Consider the following 20,498-nt stretch of genomic DNA (forward strand, 5'->3'; position numbering starts at 1 on the left):
CACGACGAACCGCTGCGATCAGGATCTGCGAGGCCAACAGGTGACTTGGCTCCTCACAGGTAGCCCGTCCTTCTCGAAAATACTGCGACAGCCACGCTCATCTTGACCCTTCGGTTCCCATCTCTGTACCCTGCGCGTCATGAAACGAGCGGGTATTGCCATCGTCGGCATCTTGGCGCTGATCGTCTTACTGGTCCGGACCGTGGACTGGGAATTTGCCCGGCCCACGATGAATGCTCCGCTTCCGAAGTGGCATCCGGAATACGGGTACCGCTTTGCCAATCTTCCCCCCACGGTGGATCGAAATTCGGACAGTCTCTTCATTATCGCGTCTTTCTCCGGTGGGGGCGCCCGGGCGTCGGCCCTCTCGTACGGCGTACTGAAGGAATTGGCGAAGACCCCCATCGTGTGGGAAGGCTATCGGAAGCGGCTGATCGATGAAGTGACAATGATCAATGCCCTGTCGGGCGGCAGTTTCACCGCAGCGTATTACGCGCTCTATCACGATCGCATCTTTCGGGACTTCGAATCCCGGTTTCTGCGGAAGGATTGGGAAAGCGAACTGCGCGCGCGAATCCTGCGCTCTCCGAGCAACTGGATCCGGTTGTGGTCGCCCTACTTCGGCCGCGCCCACATCTTTGCCGAACTGCTGGACGAGGCGCTGTTCGACGGCGCCACCTTCAACGATCTGGCCTCGAGCGATCAACGGCCGATTGTCATCCTGCACGCCTCCGACATGGCGACGGTTTCGCGGTTTGAATTCAATCAACGGCAGTTCGACTTGATCTGCTCCGATCTCAGCCAACTGCACTTGTCCGTCGCCACCGCTTCGTCGAGCGCGCTGCCGATGGTCCTCAGCCCTATTTCGTTGAAGAACTATGCCGGGCAGTGCGGATTCGATCCTCCGCGATACCTGCTCGAGGACAACCGAAACCCGAACGGTCGTACGCGACGGAACGAACTACGCTCGTATCTCGACTCCGAGGCACGGCCATACATCCATCTGTTGGACGGGGGGTTGGCGGACAACATCGGGATGCGTGGCGTGCTGGAGTTGTCGGCACTCGTCGATGACATCGAATCGTCCTTGGAATTGCTGGGAGCGAAAAAGATCAAGAAGCTCGTCTATCTGATGGTGAGTGCGGAAACGATGCCGGACTTGAATCACTACAAGCTCGATGAAATCCCGAGCCTCACGCGGGCTTTGAATGCCTTGATCGACATCCCGATCAACCGGTATTCCGATGACACCTTCAAGTTGATGCGGCAGGCGGTGTCGGAATGGCGAATCCAGCTTCGGAACCGAGTCCGGACCGAGGGCGGCGTGTTCACACCGGACGTCGAGATCTACTTCATCAATGCGAGTTTGTCGGAGTTGGAAGACCCGGATGAACAGGCCCGCTTGATGCGTATTCCGACCAATCTGGCTCTCTCCGGCAGTGAAGTCGACCATTTGATCTCCGCGGCTTCCAAGCTTCTCCGGAACGACAAGGAGTATCAGCGCCTGCTTCGTGATTTGGAGACGGAAGCGGGCAAGGGCATCATCCACTAAGACTCTCGGACCTGCGATTACGCGGTGAACTGTCGGATCAGCCAATAGAGTGCTCCTGATAAGGCGATGGAGATGGGGAGCGTCAACACCCAGGCTGTAAGAATATTCCGGACCGTGGTCCAGCGCAGGCCGGAGTGATTGGCGGCCATGGTTCCGGCGACACCGGACGACAGCACTTGCGTGGTGCTGACGGGCAATCCAAAAACGTCGGCGGCACCGATCGTGCCCATTGCCACTAACTCGGCCGCTCCTCCCTGCGCGTAGGTCAGATGAGCCTTCCCAATGCGTTCGCCCACCGTGACGACGATGCGCTTCCATGCGACCAGCGTGCCCAGCCCAAGGGCAATGGCCACGACGATTTTGACCCAGATAGGGATGAATTTCGTCGCTCGATCGAGCGCATGGCGGTACTGCTTCAGGACCTGCACCTCTTCGGCCGAAAAAGCAGGAGTCTTCGACTTGTCCATTTTACGCAGCGCTTCATTCATGAGGTACATATCGTTGCGGATGTTGCCTTTCATCTCGTCAGGCACGTTTCCGTAGGTGCCGTACTCCGCCACCTGACTCGCGATGGAATTCATCAGGCCTTGCAGCGAGGGAAGCGTGGTCGCGTCCAGTTGTCCCGTCTGCACATAGCGGGTCACACGTGACCGCACGTCCTGTTCGACGGTCGGCTGGGCTGAAGCCGTGTGGTCGACCATGATTTGAGAGGCCTGCTGCGAGATGCCTACGAAACTTTGCACATGAGCGGCCGGGACCGCCCGGTCAAGGGCATAAGCCATGGGTACGGTGCCGATCAGAATCAGCATGATCAGCCCCATTCCCTTCTGGCCGTCATTGGATCCGTGGGCAAAACTGACGCCGGTGCAGGTCAATACGAGCAAGCTGCGTATCCACAGCGGCGGCGGTTGTTGGCCTTGGGGTGCGCGAAACAATGCGGGATTGTTCGCAAGACGCTTCATGACCAGAAGAAGCAGGGCGGCGCAGATGAAGCCGATGAGAGGAGACAAGAGCAGCGAATAACCGATCTTCGTGGCTTGCCCCCATTCTATGCCGCTCGTGGGGCTGCCGGGGTGCATGAGCTGGTTAGCCAAACCAACGCCGATGATTGAACCGATCAATGTATGCGAACTGGAGGCGGGCAATCCCAGGTACCACGTCCCCAGGTTCCAGAGAATCGCGGCGATGAGCAATGCAAATACCATGGCGAATCCGGCGCCCGTTCCCACTTGGAGAATGAGTTCGACGGGAAGCAGGGCGATGATGCCAAACGCGACCGCGCCGCTTGAAAAGAGGACGCCGAGAAAATTCCAAAATCCGGACCAGAGCACGGCGGCCTGCGGAGGGAGCGAGTGGGTGTAAATGACGGTCGCCACCGCATTGGCGGTATCATGGAACCCGTTCACAAATTCGAATCCCAGTGCAATGAGGAGGGCGATGCCCAAGAGTACGTACGGAAGTTCCACGCCGATCCGGATCGACGATAGGTCCAAAAATAATTCATAGCCGGCGTAGGTGAGTCCTGCAGCCAACGTAGTCGCGATGAACACCAGAATCGGACGACTTGAAGCGGAAGACTCGGCGGGGAAGGTGGTAGTCGCGGTGTGCATGTGGCCTCCTAATTGTGAACGTCAGGACAGTCACATAGTGCATCCGCGGAGTTACCGTTGTGTTACAAGGGAGAGGCGAGAACATTAATAAGTTGGAGAGAACAATCGCGTCAAAAAGTGTGCCGGACAATTTCTGCGGTTGACGTTTTCCGAATCGCTTGAAAGAATTGGGCACAAGGGCCGGATTTCACGACGGGGGCGCACTCATGGCTCGGGGATACTCACAGTCAATTCCATGAAGTTCATGCAGAGTTAACCGTGGTGTGATAGCACCGTAACTGTTTGGAATTGTGATGGCACTAGGATAGCGTCCGGCGGACCTAGCCCGGATCGTGGCACGTCTCGCTGTTCAAAGAGGCCATCGAATGATCATTCACCTTGTCGCAAGCACACCATGACCAATACGCCAAACGCACACTCGCCTCATGCTCCGGAAGAAACCATTGCGGATCTCGATCGTGCGAGCCTCTTCTTGAATCGTGAGCTAAGTTGGCTTCAATTCAATCTCCGCGTTCTTGAAGAAGCTGAGAATACAAGCAGTCCGTTATTGGAGCGTGTAAAGTTCTTTACAATCTTTGCATCGAATTTGGATGAATTCTTCATGACCAGGGTCTCTGCCTTGCACCGTCAAATCGCAGCCGGCGTGACGGATCTTCCGCCAGATGGGATGACGCCCTCGGAACAAATGATGGCAATTTGTCGTGAGGTCACAAGTCAGCTCCGACGACATCAGGCCTGCTGGCATCAGGATCTGTGCCCGAAGTTATCCAGTGCTGGGATACACGTACTGCCCAGCAAGAGCCTCTCCGAGGCGGAGCGTCTGGGCCTCAGGGACTCCTTCCGTACGGAAATATTCCCCGTTCTGACACCCCTGGCCATCGACCCCACCCACCCGTTTCCACACGTGTCAAATCTCAGTTTCAATCTGGCGGTGATCGTCAGGGACCCCGAACGAGGGGAGTGTTTTGCGCGTGTGAAGTTGCCGAGCGGCGTCAAGCGCCTCATCCCAGTTCCTGAGCCGTCGCCAGAATCCCGCGACCCGGCGGTGCCTGGAATTGTTCTGAGGAATTTGCGTTTTGTTTGGCTCGAGGACGTCGTCGCAGACAACTTGGATCTGCTCTTCCCAGGATTGGAAATCGTGGCTTCCTATGCATTCAGGGTCACCCGGGATGCGGATTTAACGATCAAGGAGAGCGAAGCCGCCGATCTTCTCACGACGGTTGAACAACAACTTGACCTGCGGGAATTCGGTTCCGTCATTAAACTGGAACTCGACGAAGAAATGCCGAGTGCTATTGCGGACGTGCTCATCGCCAATCTTCAGTTGCCGCCGCATTTGGTGTATTCCGGAATGCGCCCGATCGGTGTGGCTGGAATTGCGGAGCTCATGGCGCTCGACCGTCCGGATCTCAAGGATGCATTCCATGTCCCTGCCGTCCCCCAGCTGTTCGCCCAATCGGGCGGCATGTTGGCGACGATCCGCCAACAGGACGTCCTGTTGTTCCATCCCTACGACAGCTTTGTTCCGGTGGTGGACTTCATCCGCGAGGCTGCGAATGACCCGGCCGTTCTTGCCATCAAACAGACGTTGTATCGGGTCGGCGCGAAATCCCCCGTCGTGGATGCACTGATGGAAGCCCGGATGAACGGCAAGCAAGTCGCCGTCCTGGTCGAGCTGAAAGCGAGATTCGACGAAGAAAGCAACATCGAGTGGGCTCGAAGACTCGAAGACGAGGGTGTCCATGTCGTGTATGGCGTGCGCGGTTTGAAAACCCACGCCAAAATGTGTCTCGTGATACGCCGGGAAGCGGAAGGGATACGGCGATACGTTCATCTGGCCACCGGCAATTACAATATCGTGTCCAGTCGCATTTACACGGACGTGAGTTATTTGACCTCGGATCCCGTGATCTGCAATGACGTCTCCGACCTGTTCAATGCCCTGACGGGATACTCTCGCAAACAATCGTATGAGAAATTGCTCGTCGCCCCCAAGCTCTTACGACAGGAAGTGATTGAGCGAATCAACCGGGAAATCGCCCACCAACGCGCCGGCCGTGAGGGCTACCTTGCCTTCAAGATGAATGCCTTGGTCGACAAGGCCTGCATACAAGCGCTGTACCGAGCCTCGCAAGCCGGAGTGAGGATCGACTTGCAGGTCCGGGGCATCTGCTGTTTGCGACCCGGGGTCAAAGGATTGAGCGACACGATTCGAGTGATATCCGTCGTCGGGAGGTTTTTGGAGCACGCGCGAGTCTATTATTTCAAGAACGGCGGGCAAGAAGAAGTGTTCGTGGGAAGTGCGGATCTCATGCCCCGCAATCTTGACCAGAGGGTGGAGGTTCTGTTTCCGGTTGCAAACCCGCTTTGGCGGGACGTCCTCGTCAATGAAATTATTGGCGTCGGCATTCGAGACAACGTTCAAGCCAGGCAGTTGTCTCCGGATGGGACGTACAAACGCCTCCATCCGTCCGACGGAGAACCCGCGATCCATTCTCAGGAATGGTTTGTGACCCATTGGAAGTCCCGGCGGCTGCCGGATGGTGTAATCATGCCGGCCATTTCATCCTGAATGATGACGCGTGCCATGTCTGATCCGGGCGTTCTTCCCGCTGAGAAGCTTGTCAGGCACTTCCGGCAAATTCTTCTGTGGCCGTTGCAGCTCATGCCAATCCGTGAGGACGCGTCGATTCAGAAACACTGGGAGCGGCTCCAAGTGCCGGACCGCGACAACCCGTGGCGGGAGTTGCAGGACGAGTTCACGGGCGATCCAAAGCAATTTCAGGAGCGGCACTATAGTGAGTTCGTGACATTTCTCCCGTTTGTGCAGCGATTTCTGTATGGAGAAGGCAAAGGATCCGGCACGGACATTCTCCAAGAATCATCTCTTCGCGTGTTCAGACGGAATGATATTGCCGGAGTGCGGATAGCCTGCCCTGCCCCCGGCAGCAAAGCGATAGTGCTGACCGTCGCTCATGTGGATCTATATTTCTTCTACGACATCGACGTGGCCATTTTGGTCGTTGAAGTGTGTGGAGACGACCTCGCGCTTCCATTGGTCCAAAATGTCCTGTTCCGTTTTGGCCGCTGCTATCCCACGTACTGGGACACGGATGGACATGGAGGGCACTGTCCCCAAAGCGTTGAATGGTTGTCTATCGAAGGAAAAGTCTTGGCAAGATCCGACTACGAGAATCGAGACAAATATCTGTCGTTTGTCTGTCAGTACCGTTCACCGTGCATGGCCTCTCATTGGGAATACGTGCTTGAACCCTTGGTACTCCACCATTCGGGCAAGAAGGGGCTGATCCGCTATCGGCAGATCGAATACCATCTCATGCCGCTCATGGCGTATCTCGTCATGGACGATGCAAAGTCACTGACGCGCCAGGAATTCATACAGTTGGGACTCGCGGCCGCCCCGGCCTCGTCGGAATCACCCCTCTATTTCGATCGCCACCTTGGGGATTTCGAATCGCGCTTCTGTTATGACCGGTTTTGGAACGGACAGGAGCAGGAATGCGCCGGGACTCGTTTCATGTGTACAGGACGCGTGTTTACGATGGTTGGAGATCGAAATCCCAGCGCAATCGGTCGCAAGACAGATCTGGAGCAATTCAGACATGAATATTTCCTTCTCTTCCTGATTTCCCATTTTCATAGGGCGGCGTTGCTGATGCTGCAGGATCGGCTGGTCGACGTCACGAATCGTCTGGATGTTTCCAGTGTACAGTCGCTCCGGTCGTTCCGGCGGACTATTCGCCAAATGTTGGGCGTCTTTCTTCGTTTCACTCAGCGCTATTGGTTCCATGAGGTCTCCGATCACAGCCAAGCGAAAGACCTCTTTCGCATGATCAGCCAACACCTCAACACGCCGCGGCTCTATGACGAAGTGCGGACCGCCATTGAAGATACGAATCAGTACCTGGACAGCGATGCCTTGCGCAGACAGGGAGAGACGATGGTGCGGCTGACCGTTGTGGCGACGGTCGGTCTGATCGGCGTATCGACGACGGGGTTCTTGGGCATGAATTTGTTTGCATTGGCTGAATCTTCAGCCATGACACGGGTATTCGTGTTTCTCGTCGTCCTTGTTACTGTGTTCGTCGTCACGTTCTATACGGTACTGAAATCCAGCCGTCTCGCCGACTTTCTGGAATCCCTGGCTGACGAGCGCCAGTCATCACGAGGAAAGCTAGCGGCCTTTACCAATGTGTGGAAGGGGAAACGAGAGAAGGCGAATCCCTTCGCTCGTTGAGGTCGCCGCCTCTGCATGCGCGGCCATAGCCGTCGAGACGAGAGGGGATTCTTTCTCATCCTCGCATGGTCATTGGCGCTGTAGCCGTCCTCCCTTGCCTTTCCATGTTCCCGTCGTCGCACATCCCAAGCTGACACCTCCACATAAGTCAGCGTGGGACAACGCATTGGCTCTCAGGACAACCCGGCCTCTCACTCTCTCCTTCATATGCGTCTCGCGTGGGTCCATGCCGGCATCTCCATCCGATGCCTGCGAATGATGACGTTCTATGGAGCACTTCTGGGATACCTGTGCAGTCAAACTCATCTTCTATCGGCCGCATGTGCAGAGGAAACGGAACATGAACCCGCCAACAGCCGGACGCCTGCACAAGAGGGCATCAGAAAGTACCGGGAGTTGGAATCCGTTGTCGACGGACCAATTCTTCTTAGCGCTGTCGACATCGATCCTGCCGGGCAGTTTCACGGCCAGTACTTTGTGTTTGGCAAGGTTGGCCATCAAGCGTTTGGCGAGACACTCACGACTTATCCCGCCGATTCCTCTGTCTATCTTCGTGCGACGCCTTCACCACTTCAAGGTATTCAACTACGACAATTGTGCCATGTAATGGGTGAGTCTCGCATGACGCTGCGCGAGACATTCGGTCATGGTTTTAGCCGCTACGACGAACCGGTAGGATCAAAACCAACGCGGCGAGGAGTACGCTCGTGACCATGAACTCCATGGTCGCGATGCGGAGCGAGACATCCGCCTCTTTGCGAACTTCACCGGCGATCTCTGCCACCACTTCGAGCAGACGATCGAGTTCCAGTGTGACGCCGATAAGCTTTCTTCCCGCATCTTTTGCGGCATGTTCCTCGGCGGCCTTCCTGAGGCGGCTGGCTTCATTCGCCGACTTGGCTTCCCAGCGATTCTTTAATAGTTCGATGGTGTAATGCGAGGAATCAATGTAGGCGGTCAGTCGCTGTTGTACGTTCTTCAGTTCCTCAAGCTCACGCGCATCCATGTTCTTGCCGGGCGAGGCGTCATTTGTTGCGTCGACGAATCGTTGTATGGCCTTGTCGATTCTGGAGTGAACGTTCGGCAACGACGCCGCAATCCGTACGAAGTCGGCTTTGGTTTCGGCTTCGATCGCCCGTAGAACCGTCGTACGATATCGAATCAACTCTCCATTGACGTGTCCTAAATCCGCGGCGGCCATCGTATACTCCGCATATATGGTGCGTAGATCCTGGTCCACGTGGGACAAGGTCTGAGAACCAATCCATCCACACCCTATGATCACGATGCTGAAAAGGCAGGAGGTCCAGCCGATTCTCAACGTTACCTCCAGTGCATGCACAAAGGGCAGGAAACTCGTTCGAGCCTCCTGCCCCTCATGTACTCATGTCGACGAAGACATCGGCGCCGGGGCGAGACGACAGATCTCTCTCCCCAGGCCCACGCTTCTGGTAAGCCTCTTACAGCCAGTTCACCCGTTCCGCGGGTCTGATGTAGATCGGCTCTTCGACCTGAATGCGCGCCACTTCCTTCCCCGACTTGTTGAAGCCCAGCACGGTATCGTTGTACATCTCGAACCGCTTCCCGTGAATCTGGGTCTCAAACACCTTCGGGCCCGGAATGACGTCATACCGGAAGACGATCTGCTGACTGGCGCGCCACAGCTGCAGCACCGCCAACAACTCCCGGCTCGGCACCAGATACTTCTCAATGGCATTGTCCACGCCCGGACCGAACATCTGCCGGGCATAGCCCCGCGGGCTGTGCCGCGGCGGAATGTAATAGCCATTGGGCTCCGTGCCCCACTGCGGATACAGAGGCAACGCCACCTGCTCCACCCGAATGGTGTAGTACAGGGGGTGCCACCGGTCCTCCGCCCACAGGCCGTCCTCGCCGATGCGCACCAGGCTCTGCATGCGGATCTTCCCCACGCACGCCGCCATACAGCGCGTTTCCATCGGCTCGCCGCCCGTCAGCGGATCCTTCCCCTCGATCCGCGGATAGCACGCAATGCACTTCTCCGACACCCGGGTCGTCCCCCGGTACATCGGCTTCTTGAACGGGCACTGCTCCACGCACTTCTTGTACCCGCGGCAGCGGTTCTGGTCGATCAACACAATGCCGTCTTCCGGCCGTTTATAGATCGCCTTGCGCGGGCAGGCGGCCAAACAGCCCGGATACGTGCAGTGGTTGCAGATCCGTTGCAGGTAGAAGAAGAACGTCTCATGCTCCGGCAGCGAGCTGCCGGACAGCCGCCACGGTTCATCGCGCGAGAACCCCGACCGATCGATCCCCTCCACCAAGGAGCGCATCGACGTGGCCGTGTCCTCGTAGATGTTCACGAAGCGCCATTCCTGGTCCGTCGGAATGTACCCGATCGCCGCCTGGCCCACCTTGGCCCCCGCGTCGAAAATGGTCATCCCTTCGAACACCCCGTAGGGCGCATGGTGCTTGCGGCCCACCCGCACGTTCCACACCTGCCCCCCCGGGTTCACTTGCTCGATCAACTGCGTGATCTTCACGTCGTAGAACTGGGGATACCCGCCGTACGGCTTCGTCTCCACGTTGTTCCACCACATGTATTCCTGGCCCTTCGAAAACAGCCAGGTCGACTTGTCCGCCATCGAACACGTCTGACACGCCAAACACCGGTTGATATTGAACACAAAGGCAAACTGCCACTTCGGATGCCGCTCCTCATACGGATACAGCATCTTCCGTCCCAGTTGCCAGTTATAGACTTCTGGCATTGTGAATCCTCCTTCTCATGATCAGTTGGTTACGTGGTCTCATAGGGCATCGCAGCTCAAGCTGCAAGTCCAGTTGCCTTACACCTTGATCTTGATGTGCTCACCTTTGAGCCACTTGATCATGAACTCGTTCTCCTGTCCCGGGGTAAAGCCGGTGCGCACCGGTTCCCACGGGCCGCGCGCTCCGATGCCGCCGTCTTCCGCCTTGGTGATGCGGATCAAGCATTCCTTCGGCACCGTGTTGACCGCGTGGTGGTCGATTTCGAACCCCCACTTCCATTTCAACCCGTTGGCGTGTTTGCCCGGGAGCGAGTCGGTCTGGTGCATCGGCATCAGCCACGACCGGGTAAAGGACTGTTGGGCCCCGTACCGGAAGTTGGACTGATAGCCGGTGTCCACCGCGATGGCTCGGCCGTCCGGCCGGGTCTCGTGGCCCTTCACCGACTTCGCCGTCGACACGTACGGGGCGTGCTTCGCCATCGTCACGTGGTACGGATAGGCGGGGTTGTACTTCGCCCGGATCATCAGACGGGCGACTTTATAGTAGGGGTCACTCGGCTTCCAGCCACGATAGGGCCGGTCCACCGGGTTGCCGTCCACATAGACGTAGTCGCCGTCGTTGATGCCGCGGTCTTTGGCCGCCTGCGGGTTGATGTGCAACTGGTGCTCGCCGACGCCCGGCGTCCGTTTGTCCATGCGGTACGGATCGCCGAAGTTCGACTCGTAAATCTGCACCCAGTCGTTCACCGACCACTGGCTGTGCACCCGGTGCCGGGTCTTGGGCGTCACGCAGTAGAACTGGTAGCCCTTCTCCCACAACGGGTTGCTGTGCCGCTTGATCTCCGACCACGGCAGCTTGATGTTGCGCACCGTCTTGTCGTCATGGTGCTGCGCCGTGATCGGAATGCCGTAGTCGTCAGGCCGGCAATAGGGATTGCTGGTCATGATGGCGTTTGGCAGATACGGAGTCGCCTCCGTTCCCTCTCTGTGGGAAATGAAGTTTTCCCCGTACTCGATCGCCTCCGGTTCGGTTCGATAAGTTTCGAACCGCCCGGTACGCGTCCACATCGGCTTCGATTCGTTCGTCTCTTCCCAGAATGGCACGCGGGGATAGGTCCGCACCATCACCATCCAGCCCTTTTCCGACTTCAGCATGGTGTCCGCACTGTAGCCGTAGAAGGTCGCCGACGCATCGAGCAACCGCTGCACATAGACGTCCACGCGATTCATATAGACCATCGCGAAGTAGTCCCGCATGCGTTTGTCACCGGTTATCTCCGATAACTTGGCCGCGACCCCGGCAAAGGTATCCAGGTCGTTGCGGGTGTCGTACAGCGGCCGGATGCCGCCCTTCCAGACCTGTACCCACGGATTCGACACCGTGACGGTCATCTCCGGATAGGTGAATTCCATCCAGGAGTTGCAGGCAAACGCGATGTCGTTGTGGTTGACGTCCGAGGTCATCTCGATGTCCTGCGTGATCAGGGTCTCGATGCTCGGATCCACATTGCGCACCATGTCATAGTGGTGCTTGGCGTTGTTGAGCACGTTTACGTTGGTCACCCAGCGGAACTTGCTCGGCGTTGGCATGTGCGTCTTACCCGTGAACACCTTGCGTCCGTACTTCGGCGTATTGACGATCAGGGCGGTGTCGCCGTGGTTCCAGTAGCCGACCTCCTCGCCGTAGTAGTAGGACTTCGTCTTGATCTCCTTCCCGTGTGCGTTCGGATCGAGCGTGATGTTGAACGGATCCTCGCCCGTATGCACCGCCAGGCCGGCGCCCGACCAGGGTGTGGCAACCCAAGTTCCGGCTTTATAGTTACCGGCCCAGGTATGCTGTCCCGTGCCGAACTTGCCGACGTTGCCGGTGATGATCAGCACCATCGCGGCGCCTCGCGAGTTGACGGTCATGTGGAAGTAATGATTGGTGCCTTCGCCGTTGTGGATCGCGGCGGGCTTGACCGTGCCCGAGTCCCGCGCCCAGCGGACCAGGAGGTCCTTCGGAGTCCGGCAGATTTGATGGACCGTATCCAGGTCATAATCCTGGAAATGGACCAGGTACAACTGCCAAACCGGCATGACGTCAATTTCACGGCCGTTCAACAGCTTGATCCGATAGGTGCCGGTCAACGCTGCATCAATGCCGCTGTTCGAATAGTGCCATCCTACTTGCTCGCGATGGAGCGGTACCGCCTGCTTCTTGTTGAGATCCCAGACCATCATGCCGCCCAAGCGCTCGACTTGTTCCGGTTTCAAGGTTTGAACCCGACCCGAGTAGCTCTTGGAGAAGTCCGGGAACTTGTAGTCGCGGACGACGTCCCGCGGATCCACGAACTGAAGCGTGTCCGTGCGCACAAGGACCGGGGCATCGGTATACCCCTTGAGGAAGTCAATATCGTGCATGTTCTCATCGGTAATGATCTTCATCGCGCCTAAGAAGATGGCTCCGTCCGATTGGGGACGAAGGGGCATCCAATAGTCGGCCCGGTAGGCCGTCGGATTGTATTCCGGCGTGATGACCACGATGCGACCGCCACGCTCGATGGACTCGAGCTTCCAGTGGGCTTCCGGCATCTTGTTCTCGACGAAGTTCTTGCCCCAACTCGTATTAAGTTTGGAGAAGCGCATGTCGGACAGGTCGATGTCGGACGCTTGCGCGCCGCACCACCAGGGTTGCGAGGGATTCTGGTCGCCGTGCCAGGTGTAGTTGGACCAATAGCGGCCCCCCTGAGCCTGGTCAGACGTCACCTTGCGAATCCAGGTATCCAGCAAAGCGTTGATGCCTCCGTTCATTCGTGTGTTGCCCATCTTGCCGATGATACCGAGCACGGGCATGCCGGCGCGGTGCTTGAAGCAACGCGTTCCTGCACCCTTCATCATCTCGATCATTTCCGGCGCATAGCCCTGCTCGCGCAGACGCCGCGCGCCCGCTTCGCCGCTATATCTCGTGGCGATGACAATCATCGATTTGGCGGCATAGGTAAAGGCTGTATCCCAAGACACCCGCATCATATCGTCGAGGAAGCGGCTGTCGAACTTGTACTTCCGCTTCGTCTCCGGCGTGAGCTCCGGGGAGCCGTCGTCCATCCACTGCTTCCAGCCCTTCCGCATCAACGGTCCCTTCAACCGATACGGCCCGTAGACGCGGCGATGGAACGTGAATCCCTTCAAGCACATGCGCGGATTGTGCGCGAACGTCCCGCGGTTGCCGTAGAGATCTTCGTAGGTTTGATGGTCATAGTTCTGCTCCACCCGCATGACGACGCCGTTGCGGACGAACGCCCGAATGCGGCATGCATGGGTATCGTTCGGAGAGCAGACCCAGGTAAATGACGAATCGTACCGGTACTGATCGTGATACACCCGCTCCCAGGAGCGGTCCGGATAATCGCCCAGCGGGTTCCCGACTTCGATGACCGGCTGTAAGGCCGTCAACGCCAGGACCTTGTCCGCTACCGCCACCGCGGCCACGGTGCCCGCCGAGACTTTCAAGAATTGCCGACGTGACAGAAACATCGTGATTACCTCCTGCTAAAAGACAACGGACGGACGTTCTCTTGCTCTACTCGGATACCATCTCACCTCCCTTCACTGGCAGATTGAGAGCACGTCGTGGGCACAACACGAATGCTCTCGCCGTGAGCGATAGAGCAAAGAGATTGCCAAGGTGGTCGGAGGAGAGCGGGGGAAGCGTAAGTAACTGATCTGTCGAATGAATTATGGATTAGCTCCCGAGAAGCGGCGCAGGAGGCGTGCTTCTCGAACGTCATAAACGCATAGTGTCATATGCGGATTCAAACAATGAGCAAATCATCTTGTGACAACAATGACTTGCCTTGCATATTCTGATACGCGATCGGCGGTTTGATCGCACGAGGCGACTCACATGAACACTCCGGCGCCTCGCTTGACCATGGAGTTGGTTACCGAAAGACCGCAAGGGTGAGAGATCGGAAGGCAGAATCGTGGAGGGGAGGGGTTACGACCTGACCGAAACGAGACTTAGGTTTCTCCGGCCGCGTCGCTGCCGAGAAAACGCTTCATCAAGAGGGAGAAGTGCTGCCGTGGGATGCCGCTGCTCTCCGCCGCTTTGGTGATGACGCCTCCGTGCTGGACGAGCTTCGCTTCGAGGTACGCCTTCGTGAATTGATCGATTGCACGTTCCTTGGCTTCGATATAGGGAAGCGAGGTGAGACCGATGTCGGGGATTCCGGCTGAATCCGCCTCCCGGCCTGGCAGCAGTCCGCGGATATCGGAGGCGCGGACGGTCTCGTTCGTCGCCAGCAGCACCGCGCGTTCGACCACGTTGCGGAGCTCACGGCCGTTTCCTGGCCAGTCATAGGCCACCAAGGCCTCCATCGCGCGCTCGTCAAAGTGGCAGCCGGGTTTACCCATTTCACGGCTCAGCTTTGTCAGCAGATGACGAGCTATGACGGGGATATCCTCACGGCGCTCCCGCAGAGGCAGAACCGCGATCGAGATGACGGCCAGCCGGTAGTACAGATCTTTGCGGAACGATCCGTCCCGTACCCGGCGCTCCAAATCGCGATTGGTGGCCGCGATGAACCGTATATTCACCGTCCTGACACGGGTTCCTCCGACCGGTCTCACTTCGTTGTCTTCTAGGACGCGGAGTAGCTTGGATTGCAGCGGCAGGGGCAACTCCCCGATCTCATCGAAAAAGACCGTCCCGCCGTTGGCCAACTCGATCAAACCTGGTTTGTCGGAAATGGCGCCGGTGAAGGCACCGCGAACGTGGCCAAAAAGTTCGCTTTCCATCATACCTTCAGGCAGCGTCGTACAGTCGATGATCTGAAACGGATGGTCCGGTTGGAGACTTTGCTGATGAATCGCGCGGGCGATGAGGCCTTTTCCGGTTCCTGTTTCGCCGGTGATCAAGACCGTCGAACGAGACTGTGTGGCTTCCCTGATGCGGGAGATTATCTGCTCGAACGCCCGGCTGCCTCCGACGAGGCTGTTGGATTCGTACACCTGCCGATCGTGATGCTCATAGATTGCATGTCGCCTCAAGATCTCGGAAATCCGGATCGCCCGGTGAAGACGCATCTCGAGATCGGCCGCATTCACCGGCTTGACGATATAGTCGAATGCCCCGCGGCGCATCGCGTCGACGGCTTGTGAAACGGTATTCATCCTCGTCACCACCAAGACGGGCAAATTGGGATCAAGGGCCTGGATGCGACCGACCAGGTCCAGGCCGCTCAGACCCGGCAGCATCATGTCGGTGAGCACCAGATCCACAGATCGCTCGGCAAGCAGTTGAAGGGCGCCTTCGGCGTTGGCTCGCACTTCCATTTCAAAATCTCCGCCCAACGGTTTCAGGTCCGCATCCTCGAGCGCATGCAGCATCAACTCGATGTCCGTTGGGCTGTCTTCGACGATCAAAATCGTAAAGGGCGCTTTAGACCGCTTCCCCGGCGTCTTGGCATCCAGCACTCCGCCGTGACTCATGCATCACCTCGGGTCATAGTAGGTTGCTCGGGACGGCTTCGACATCCAGCGGACGGGTCGGCGACGCCGTTGATGCCGCCACGATCCCATCCTCTCTCAATCGCGGGAGGGTAAACGTCACCGTGCAGCCTCCTTGTTGGGCTCCGTCAATGGTGACGGCGCCGCCATAGAGCTCAACGATGCGCTGTACGATGGTCAAACCGATCCCGCTGCCCTTGGCATCCGAGGCCATCAAGCGGACGAATGGTTGAAATACGCGGGTTCTCTGGATCGGCGGAATGCCGATCCCCTGATCTTGCACCGAAAATGCCGCGAGGTTCCCCTCGATCCGCGACGAAACGGTCACGATCGGGGGGGTATTAGGTTTCTGGTACTTCAGCGCGTTGGAAATGAGGTTGTCGAACACTTGGCGAAGGTACGCCGCATGGCAAGCCACAAGCGGGAATTCGCTGTCCACATGAATAGTGGCTCGAAGCTGTTCGATGTTTCCCGATCGGCCTTTAAGTACCTCGTCGATCACGAGTCTGGGATCGACCGCGGTGACGGCCCCCAGCCCAGTGCCCACTCGCGCCACTTCGATAATAGCCTCGACTCGCTCGACGATCTCCCGGCCGTTTTCTTGGATCAAGGCGAGTAGGCGGGCCGTGCGTTCGTCGAGTTGGCCGGAGAACTTTTGCGACAGGATCGTGGCTAGCTCCTCCATCCTGGATCCCGGCCCCTTGAGGTCATGCGCCAGGGTTTCCGCCAGATGCTCGAGGTGTCGCAAGCGGGCCGTCAACCCCCGCTGTTTCTCCTGGGCTGCCTCGTAAAGACGCGCGTTTGAAATGGCCAGAGCGGCCTCTTGCGCCAGCCCTTTGGCCAACCGCTGATTCCACGAAGCGGCTGACCGTCGCTCCTCGGACAGAAAAGCCAATACGCCGAAGGGGAGACCTTGGGCAAGGAGCGGAATCGCGAACATGCTTTCCCCGATAAGATTTCGTCGAACGACTTGAGGGCGCCCGTCGGATCGAAGCCGCTCTCCAATGGCGACGTCGCGCGTGGCATAGGCCTGAACGCAAACGGGTAATTCCTCCCACAGCATGATCGACGTTTTCAACCGATCATCCCATATCCCTGATGCAGCTTCGACGATCCAGCAACCCATACGCTCGTTTCGAAGCAAGATGAGGCACACGTCTGCCTGTACCAGTTCTCCTGCACGGTCGAGAATCCGGTGCAGCACGCCGTCGAGGCCGTCCGGTCCTATCGTATTAATCTCATGACCGATCGTGCTGAGGACTTCGAGTTCACCGATGTGCGTTTCGATTCGGCGGGCCATCTCGAGGTAGGCCACGGCCAATTGCCCCAGTTCATCCTGTGATCGTCCTTGTGCCGGGGTCAATAAGGCTGTGATTTCTTGAACGCACGCGCCTTCTCCCAATCTTGCCGTCGCCGATTGCAGCTTGGTGATCGGGACGGTGAGTGATCGGGCAAGCACTCGGGAACTGATTAACCCGAGTATTACGACGCCAGCCAGTGCAATCCAGAGCCCGACGAAGGTGCGTTCAGACAGGATCACCGCTTGATCGTGGATCAGACTCTGCTGGTGCTCCAGATGGTCCTCGATCACACGGAGCTTCTCCTTCAATCGATCGGACAGTCGCAGACCCTCGCCTGACTGCACATACGCCAGAGCTTTGGACGCGTCTCCTTTCTGAATGGCGGTAATCAGTTCGTGTTTGCTTTTCAGAAAGTCCTTCAATTCCCGTTCGATCGGTTCCAGTGTGGCAGGATGATGTGACAATTTCTCCAGCGCTGTGGCGGCTCTCGCGAACGCGTGATCCATCTTTGCTTCGGCTTCGGTGAGCGGATCGAGAAAGACGGGACGCTGAGTCAGAACAAAACCTCGGAAACCGTCCTCGATGTCCACGGTCAGCCGGCGCAGCACGTGCACGTCCTCGTGGGCAATGACAAGTTCCTGCCGCTGCTGTTGAAGGGAGAGGAGGCGTTGGACGGTATAGAGGTGGGTGGCGAGACCGCCGACCAGCGGCAAGCAGAGAAGAAGCAGGACCGCCCACACCTTGTGTTGGATGCGGAGTTGATCCCACCACTGAATCACTGAGTTCATCATGGAAAACGTTTCGCTCTCGCGTCGCGTTCCGGAGAGAACCTCAACTGCTGAGCATCCCAACAGAGAGCTCTAATGTCAAGCCCCGCTCAAGTGCAGTAGGGCAGCCAACAGTTCGGTGCAAGCCTGTGACTGCGTGATCCAAGATGGTTCTCGGCCTGTACTGCTGGTAATTCGAAGGAAGAAAGGGGAGCAGATGGGGATTCTAAGGCATGATTGCCGGATGCGCCTGAGCTTCATGACCCTCTGATAAAGAGGCCTTGCGTAATGCGTGATGCCACAGCCGTGCTGCCTCGTCCAAGCCTTTGGTCGAGAAATGGCATCGATCGAAACGAAAGGCTTCACCAAGATCGTCGGTATTGGGGCCGGCGAAAATTCCGTTCTGTGGGTCAACCAACTCCTTTTGAGCCTGCTGTATCGTGGTGTCCACTGTCATATTGCCGCCACACACTGTGGCGATCGATACCATGATGGGAGCAGTAATTCCATTTTCACGAATTGCGCGTACCATGTCACGAAACTGCTGCATATAGACTGTCTTCGACGTGACGTGGGCATCTGCTTCGCCTTGATGCCAGAAAATATGAGTGATCGGCAGGCCGGCCTTTTGAGTATCATTGAGTGTCGCCTGAAGGTGGGAGGACAAATCTCCACCCGGTGCCCATTGCGAGACAGCCGAGCTTCCCACTGCGATGGCAACGAAAATGACGGCATCGTAGTCTCCGTCGGTTACCAAGAGATCGCCCAGACGAGTCCAGACACTGCCGCGATCTCCCGTGGCCCCCAAAAGAGGATCCTCGGCGTGATAGAGCTTCCCCTGATAAAAATTGTAGACGCGTTGTGTCGATACCCACCGAGATTCTCCGTGATTCGCGGCATTGGACTGACCGAGCACGAGTGCTACCATCGTATGGCGATCACTTATAGGAGAGAGGGGAACTTCTTCGCGACTCGATGGGCCAGAGGGAACTTCCTCGGCCATGAGGGGCAGATGCGTCAGGACAAGCAGAAGGGTAAAAAATAAGACTCTCATGCTATCGAAAAGAATAGCGAAATTTGCTATCTATTTCCATTCTCTATGCAACAGGTCCGCTCGTTGCTCCGGACCACGCAAGAGATGACACCTTGCGAAAGATATAGCACGACACTAGAAGCCTTGGAAGGTTATGTTCTTTATTTCAGGCGACTTCCTGTTCGTTGTTTACCCAGTCATTCTCATTGTATTTCTGGTCTTACAGAAGTCCTCCCTCCGTTCTCTTGCTCTCGGCTGGCTTGCACTTTCGTCTGTTCTGCTCTATGCGTGGTGGGACCCCGCCAGCGCTCCTCTCCTCCTCGTCTCGTTGGTGGGGAACTATTGGCTGGGTAACCGGATCATCCGTGTGCCCGAGGCCGCTCGGTCGCGCAAGTCGATACTCCTCATACTGGGGATCAGCCTCAATCTCTCGGCGCTCGCCTACTACAAATATCTTACATTCTTCGCGAACATTGTCCGCCCTCTACTGGGTCTGTCTCAGGACAATACGCCGTCTCCGGCTCCACTGGGGATTTCATTCCTCACGTTTTTGCAGATCGCCTATCTCGTCGACGTATCGCGTCATACGGAAGTTCGGACGTCGTTTCTTCACTACAGCGTATTCGTCACCTTCTTCCCGAAAATACTGGCAGGCCCCATTACTCGCCTGGAGCAATTCTTCCCTCAGTTGCAGGCGCTGGCACAGCCCGTACATTCCATAACGCCTCAGGTGGCTGAAGGCGTGACGGTGTTCGCCATCGGACTCTTCAAGAAGTTGGTCCTGGCTGATCCTCTTGGCCACGTTGCCGATCCCATCTTTGGGAGACTCTCCGATGGGACGAACATTGGCGGCATGGAAGCCTGGGTCGGGGTACTCGCCTACACCTTCCAACTGTATTTTGATTTCTCCGGCTATACCGATATGGCAATTGGCCTCGCACGGGCTTTCGGTATTGCCCTTCCCCAGAACTTTAACGCTCCGTACCAGGCCACCAGCATCATCGATTTTTGGAGACGATGGCACATCACATTCTCCACATTCCTTCGTGACTTTCTCTACATCCCGCTGGGTGGCAATCGTAAAGGTCTGCTGCGCCAGCACGCGAATCTGCTCATCACCATGGTGCTGGGCGGGCTCTGGCATGGAGCGAATTGGACCTTTGTCATTTGGGGAGCATTGCACGGCACCTATCTCAGTGTGAACCATCTCTGGAAAAGGACGTCTATCGTCTGTCCTTCGTGGATAAGCAGGGGACTCACATTTGTGTGCGTCGTCTTCGCGTGGGGATGGTTTCGGGTCGACAGCGTTGAGGGGGGGCAGCGTCTTTGCCGATCCCTCGCCGGTTTTAACGGCGTGATGTCCGAGAGAACCAACCAGTCTCTGGTCGGCAAAGTTTTTGAAACTCCGGCGCCGGCTTATGATTACTTTTCGTCTGTATTCCACGACATGGGATTTGTTGTGTCCCTGGGACGTTGGAGCATCTACCCGGTTGATGTCCTGTTATCTGAAGTGATGCTGACGATGTATCTTTTTGCAACCGCAGCCGTCATCAGCTTCTGGGGTCCGACGACGGATTCATGGGTAAGATCGCAGGGACAACCTGGGTCTCCCTGGTTCACGCCTTGTCGAGCGTTCGTCGTGGGGATGCTGCTCTACGCGGCCTTCGTGGCGTCAATCCAGGTGCATCCCGGCGCGTTCATTTACCGACAGTTTTAAACATGGGTCACCATTTAAGA

General features: G+C 57.2%; 11 protein-coding genes. 4 read left to right on the plus strand and 7 right to left on the minus strand.

All coding sequences use genetic code 11. The features are described 5' to 3' along the window. Positions 1 to 139 precede the first annotated feature (139 nt). The gene (locus tag NSJP_RS10030) at positions 140 to 1,552 is read left to right on the plus strand and encodes a patatin-like phospholipase family protein (RefSeq protein WP_080886771.1); all 1,413 of its coding nucleotides are present in this window, start codon (positions 140 to 142) and stop codon (positions 1,550 to 1,552) included. Positions 1,553 to 1,569: 17 nt separating this feature from the next. Here NSJP_RS10030 and NSJP_RS10035 read toward each other — a convergent pair whose 3' ends face one another. After that, complete coding sequence (locus tag NSJP_RS10035; protein ID WP_080886772.1) at positions 1,570 to 3,162, minus strand: inorganic phosphate transporter; 1,593 nt, start codon at positions 3,160 to 3,162, stop codon at positions 1,570 to 1,572. Between the two features lie 394 nt (positions 3,163 to 3,556). Between NSJP_RS10035 and ppk1 the strand changes: the two genes are divergently transcribed. After that, positions 3,557 to 5,734 (plus strand): polyphosphate kinase 1, encoded by a 2,178-nt coding sequence (gene ppk1, locus NSJP_RS10040; RefSeq protein ID WP_080886773.1) that lies wholly within the window; start codon positions 3,557 to 3,559, stop codon positions 5,732 to 5,734. A gap of 15 nt (positions 5,735 to 5,749) precedes the next feature. After that, complete coding sequence (locus NSJP_RS10045; protein ID WP_155970059.1) at positions 5,750 to 7,420, plus strand: magnesium transporter CorA family protein; 1,671 nt, start codon at positions 5,750 to 5,752, stop codon at positions 7,418 to 7,420. A gap of 652 nt (positions 7,421 to 8,072) precedes the next feature. Here NSJP_RS10045 and NSJP_RS10055 read toward each other — a convergent pair. The 6 genes from NSJP_RS10055 to NSJP_RS10080 form a co-directional block, all read right to left on the minus strand. After that, positions 8,073 to 8,762 carry an MCP four helix bundle domain-containing protein gene (locus NSJP_RS10055; RefSeq protein ID WP_269457663.1) on the minus strand — a complete coding sequence of 230 codons (690 nt, stop codon included), beginning with the start codon at positions 8,760 to 8,762 and terminating at the stop codon, positions 8,073 to 8,075. 118 nt (positions 8,763 to 8,880) lie between these two features. Then, entirely contained in the window at positions 8,881 to 10,170 is a 1,290-nt protein-coding gene (locus NSJP_RS10060; protein ID WP_080885590.1) for a 4Fe-4S dicluster domain-containing protein, read from the minus strand. A gap of 78 nt (positions 10,171 to 10,248) precedes the next feature. Then, on the minus strand, positions 10,249 to 13,686 hold the full coding sequence (locus NSJP_RS10065) for a molybdopterin-dependent oxidoreductase (protein ID WP_172834274.1): 3,438 nt from the start codon (positions 13,684 to 13,686) through the stop codon (positions 10,249 to 10,251). Positions 13,687 to 14,172: 486 nt separating this feature from the next. Then, positions 14,173 to 15,642 (minus strand): sigma-54-dependent transcriptional regulator, encoded by a 1,470-nt coding sequence (locus NSJP_RS10070; protein ID WP_080886777.1) that lies wholly within the window; start codon positions 15,640 to 15,642, stop codon positions 14,173 to 14,175. A gap of 13 nt (positions 15,643 to 15,655) precedes the next feature. Then, positions 15,656 to 17,752 carry an ATP-binding protein gene (locus NSJP_RS10075; protein WP_080886778.1) on the minus strand — a complete coding sequence of 699 codons (2,097 nt, stop codon included), beginning with the start codon at positions 17,750 to 17,752 and terminating at the stop codon, positions 15,656 to 15,658. Positions 17,753 to 17,954: 202 nt separating this feature from the next. Next, entirely contained in the window at positions 17,955 to 18,731 is a 777-nt protein-coding gene (locus NSJP_RS10080; protein WP_172834275.1) for a sialate O-acetylesterase, read from the minus strand. Positions 18,732 to 18,915: 184 nt separating this feature from the next. On the opposite strand from NSJP_RS10080, the gene NSJP_RS10085 reads away from it, so the two are divergent. Then, positions 18,916 to 20,478, plus strand: a complete 1,563-nt coding sequence (locus NSJP_RS10085; protein WP_080886780.1) for an MBOAT family O-acyltransferase — start codon at positions 18,916 to 18,918, stop codon at positions 20,476 to 20,478. Positions 20,479 to 20,498 lie beyond the last annotated feature (20 nt).

The sequence above is a fragment of the Nitrospira japonica genome (genome assembly GCF_900169565.1).
Lineage (GTDB): Bacteria > Nitrospirota > Nitrospiria > Nitrospirales > Nitrospiraceae > Nitrospira_C > Nitrospira_C japonica_A.

What these genes read in the sequence shown, in the direction of transcription:
- NSJP_RS10030 (WP_080886771.1), top strand. Translation starts at nt 140, where the DNA reads ATGAAACGAGCGGGTATTGCCATCGTCGGCATCTTGGCGCTGATCGTC.
- NSJP_RS10060 (WP_080885590.1), bottom strand. Translation starts at nt 10,170, where the DNA reads ATGCCAGAAGTCTATAACTGGCAACTGGGACGGAAGATGCTGTATCCG.
- NSJP_RS10045 (WP_155970059.1), top strand. Translation starts at nt 5,750, where the DNA reads ATGTCTGATCCGGGCGTTCTTCCCGCTGAGAAGCTTGTCAGGCACTTC.
- NSJP_RS10080 (WP_172834275.1), bottom strand. Translation starts at nt 18,731, where the DNA reads ATGGCCGAGGAAGTTCCCTCTGGCCCATCGAGTCGCGAAGAAGTTCCC.
- NSJP_RS10085 (WP_080886780.1), top strand. Translation starts at nt 18,916, where the DNA reads ATGTTCTTTATTTCAGGCGACTTCCTGTTCGTTGTTTACCCAGTCATT.
- NSJP_RS10065 (WP_172834274.1), bottom strand. Translation starts at nt 13,686, where the DNA reads ATGTTTCTGTCACGTCGGCAATTCTTGAAAGTCTCGGCGGGCACCGTG.
- NSJP_RS10075 (WP_080886778.1), bottom strand. Translation starts at nt 17,752, where the DNA reads ATGATGAACTCAGTGATTCAGTGGTGGGATCAACTCCGCATCCAACAC.
- NSJP_RS10070 (WP_080886777.1), bottom strand. Translation starts at nt 15,642, where the DNA reads ATGAGTCACGGCGGAGTGCTGGATGCCAAGACGCCGGGGAAGCGGTCT.
- NSJP_RS10035 (WP_080886772.1), bottom strand. Translation starts at nt 3,162, where the DNA reads ATGCACACCGCGACTACCACCTTCCCCGCCGAGTCTTCCGCTTCAAGT.
- ppk1 (WP_080886773.1), top strand. Translation starts at nt 3,557, where the DNA reads ATGACCAATACGCCAAACGCACACTCGCCTCATGCTCCGGAAGAAACC.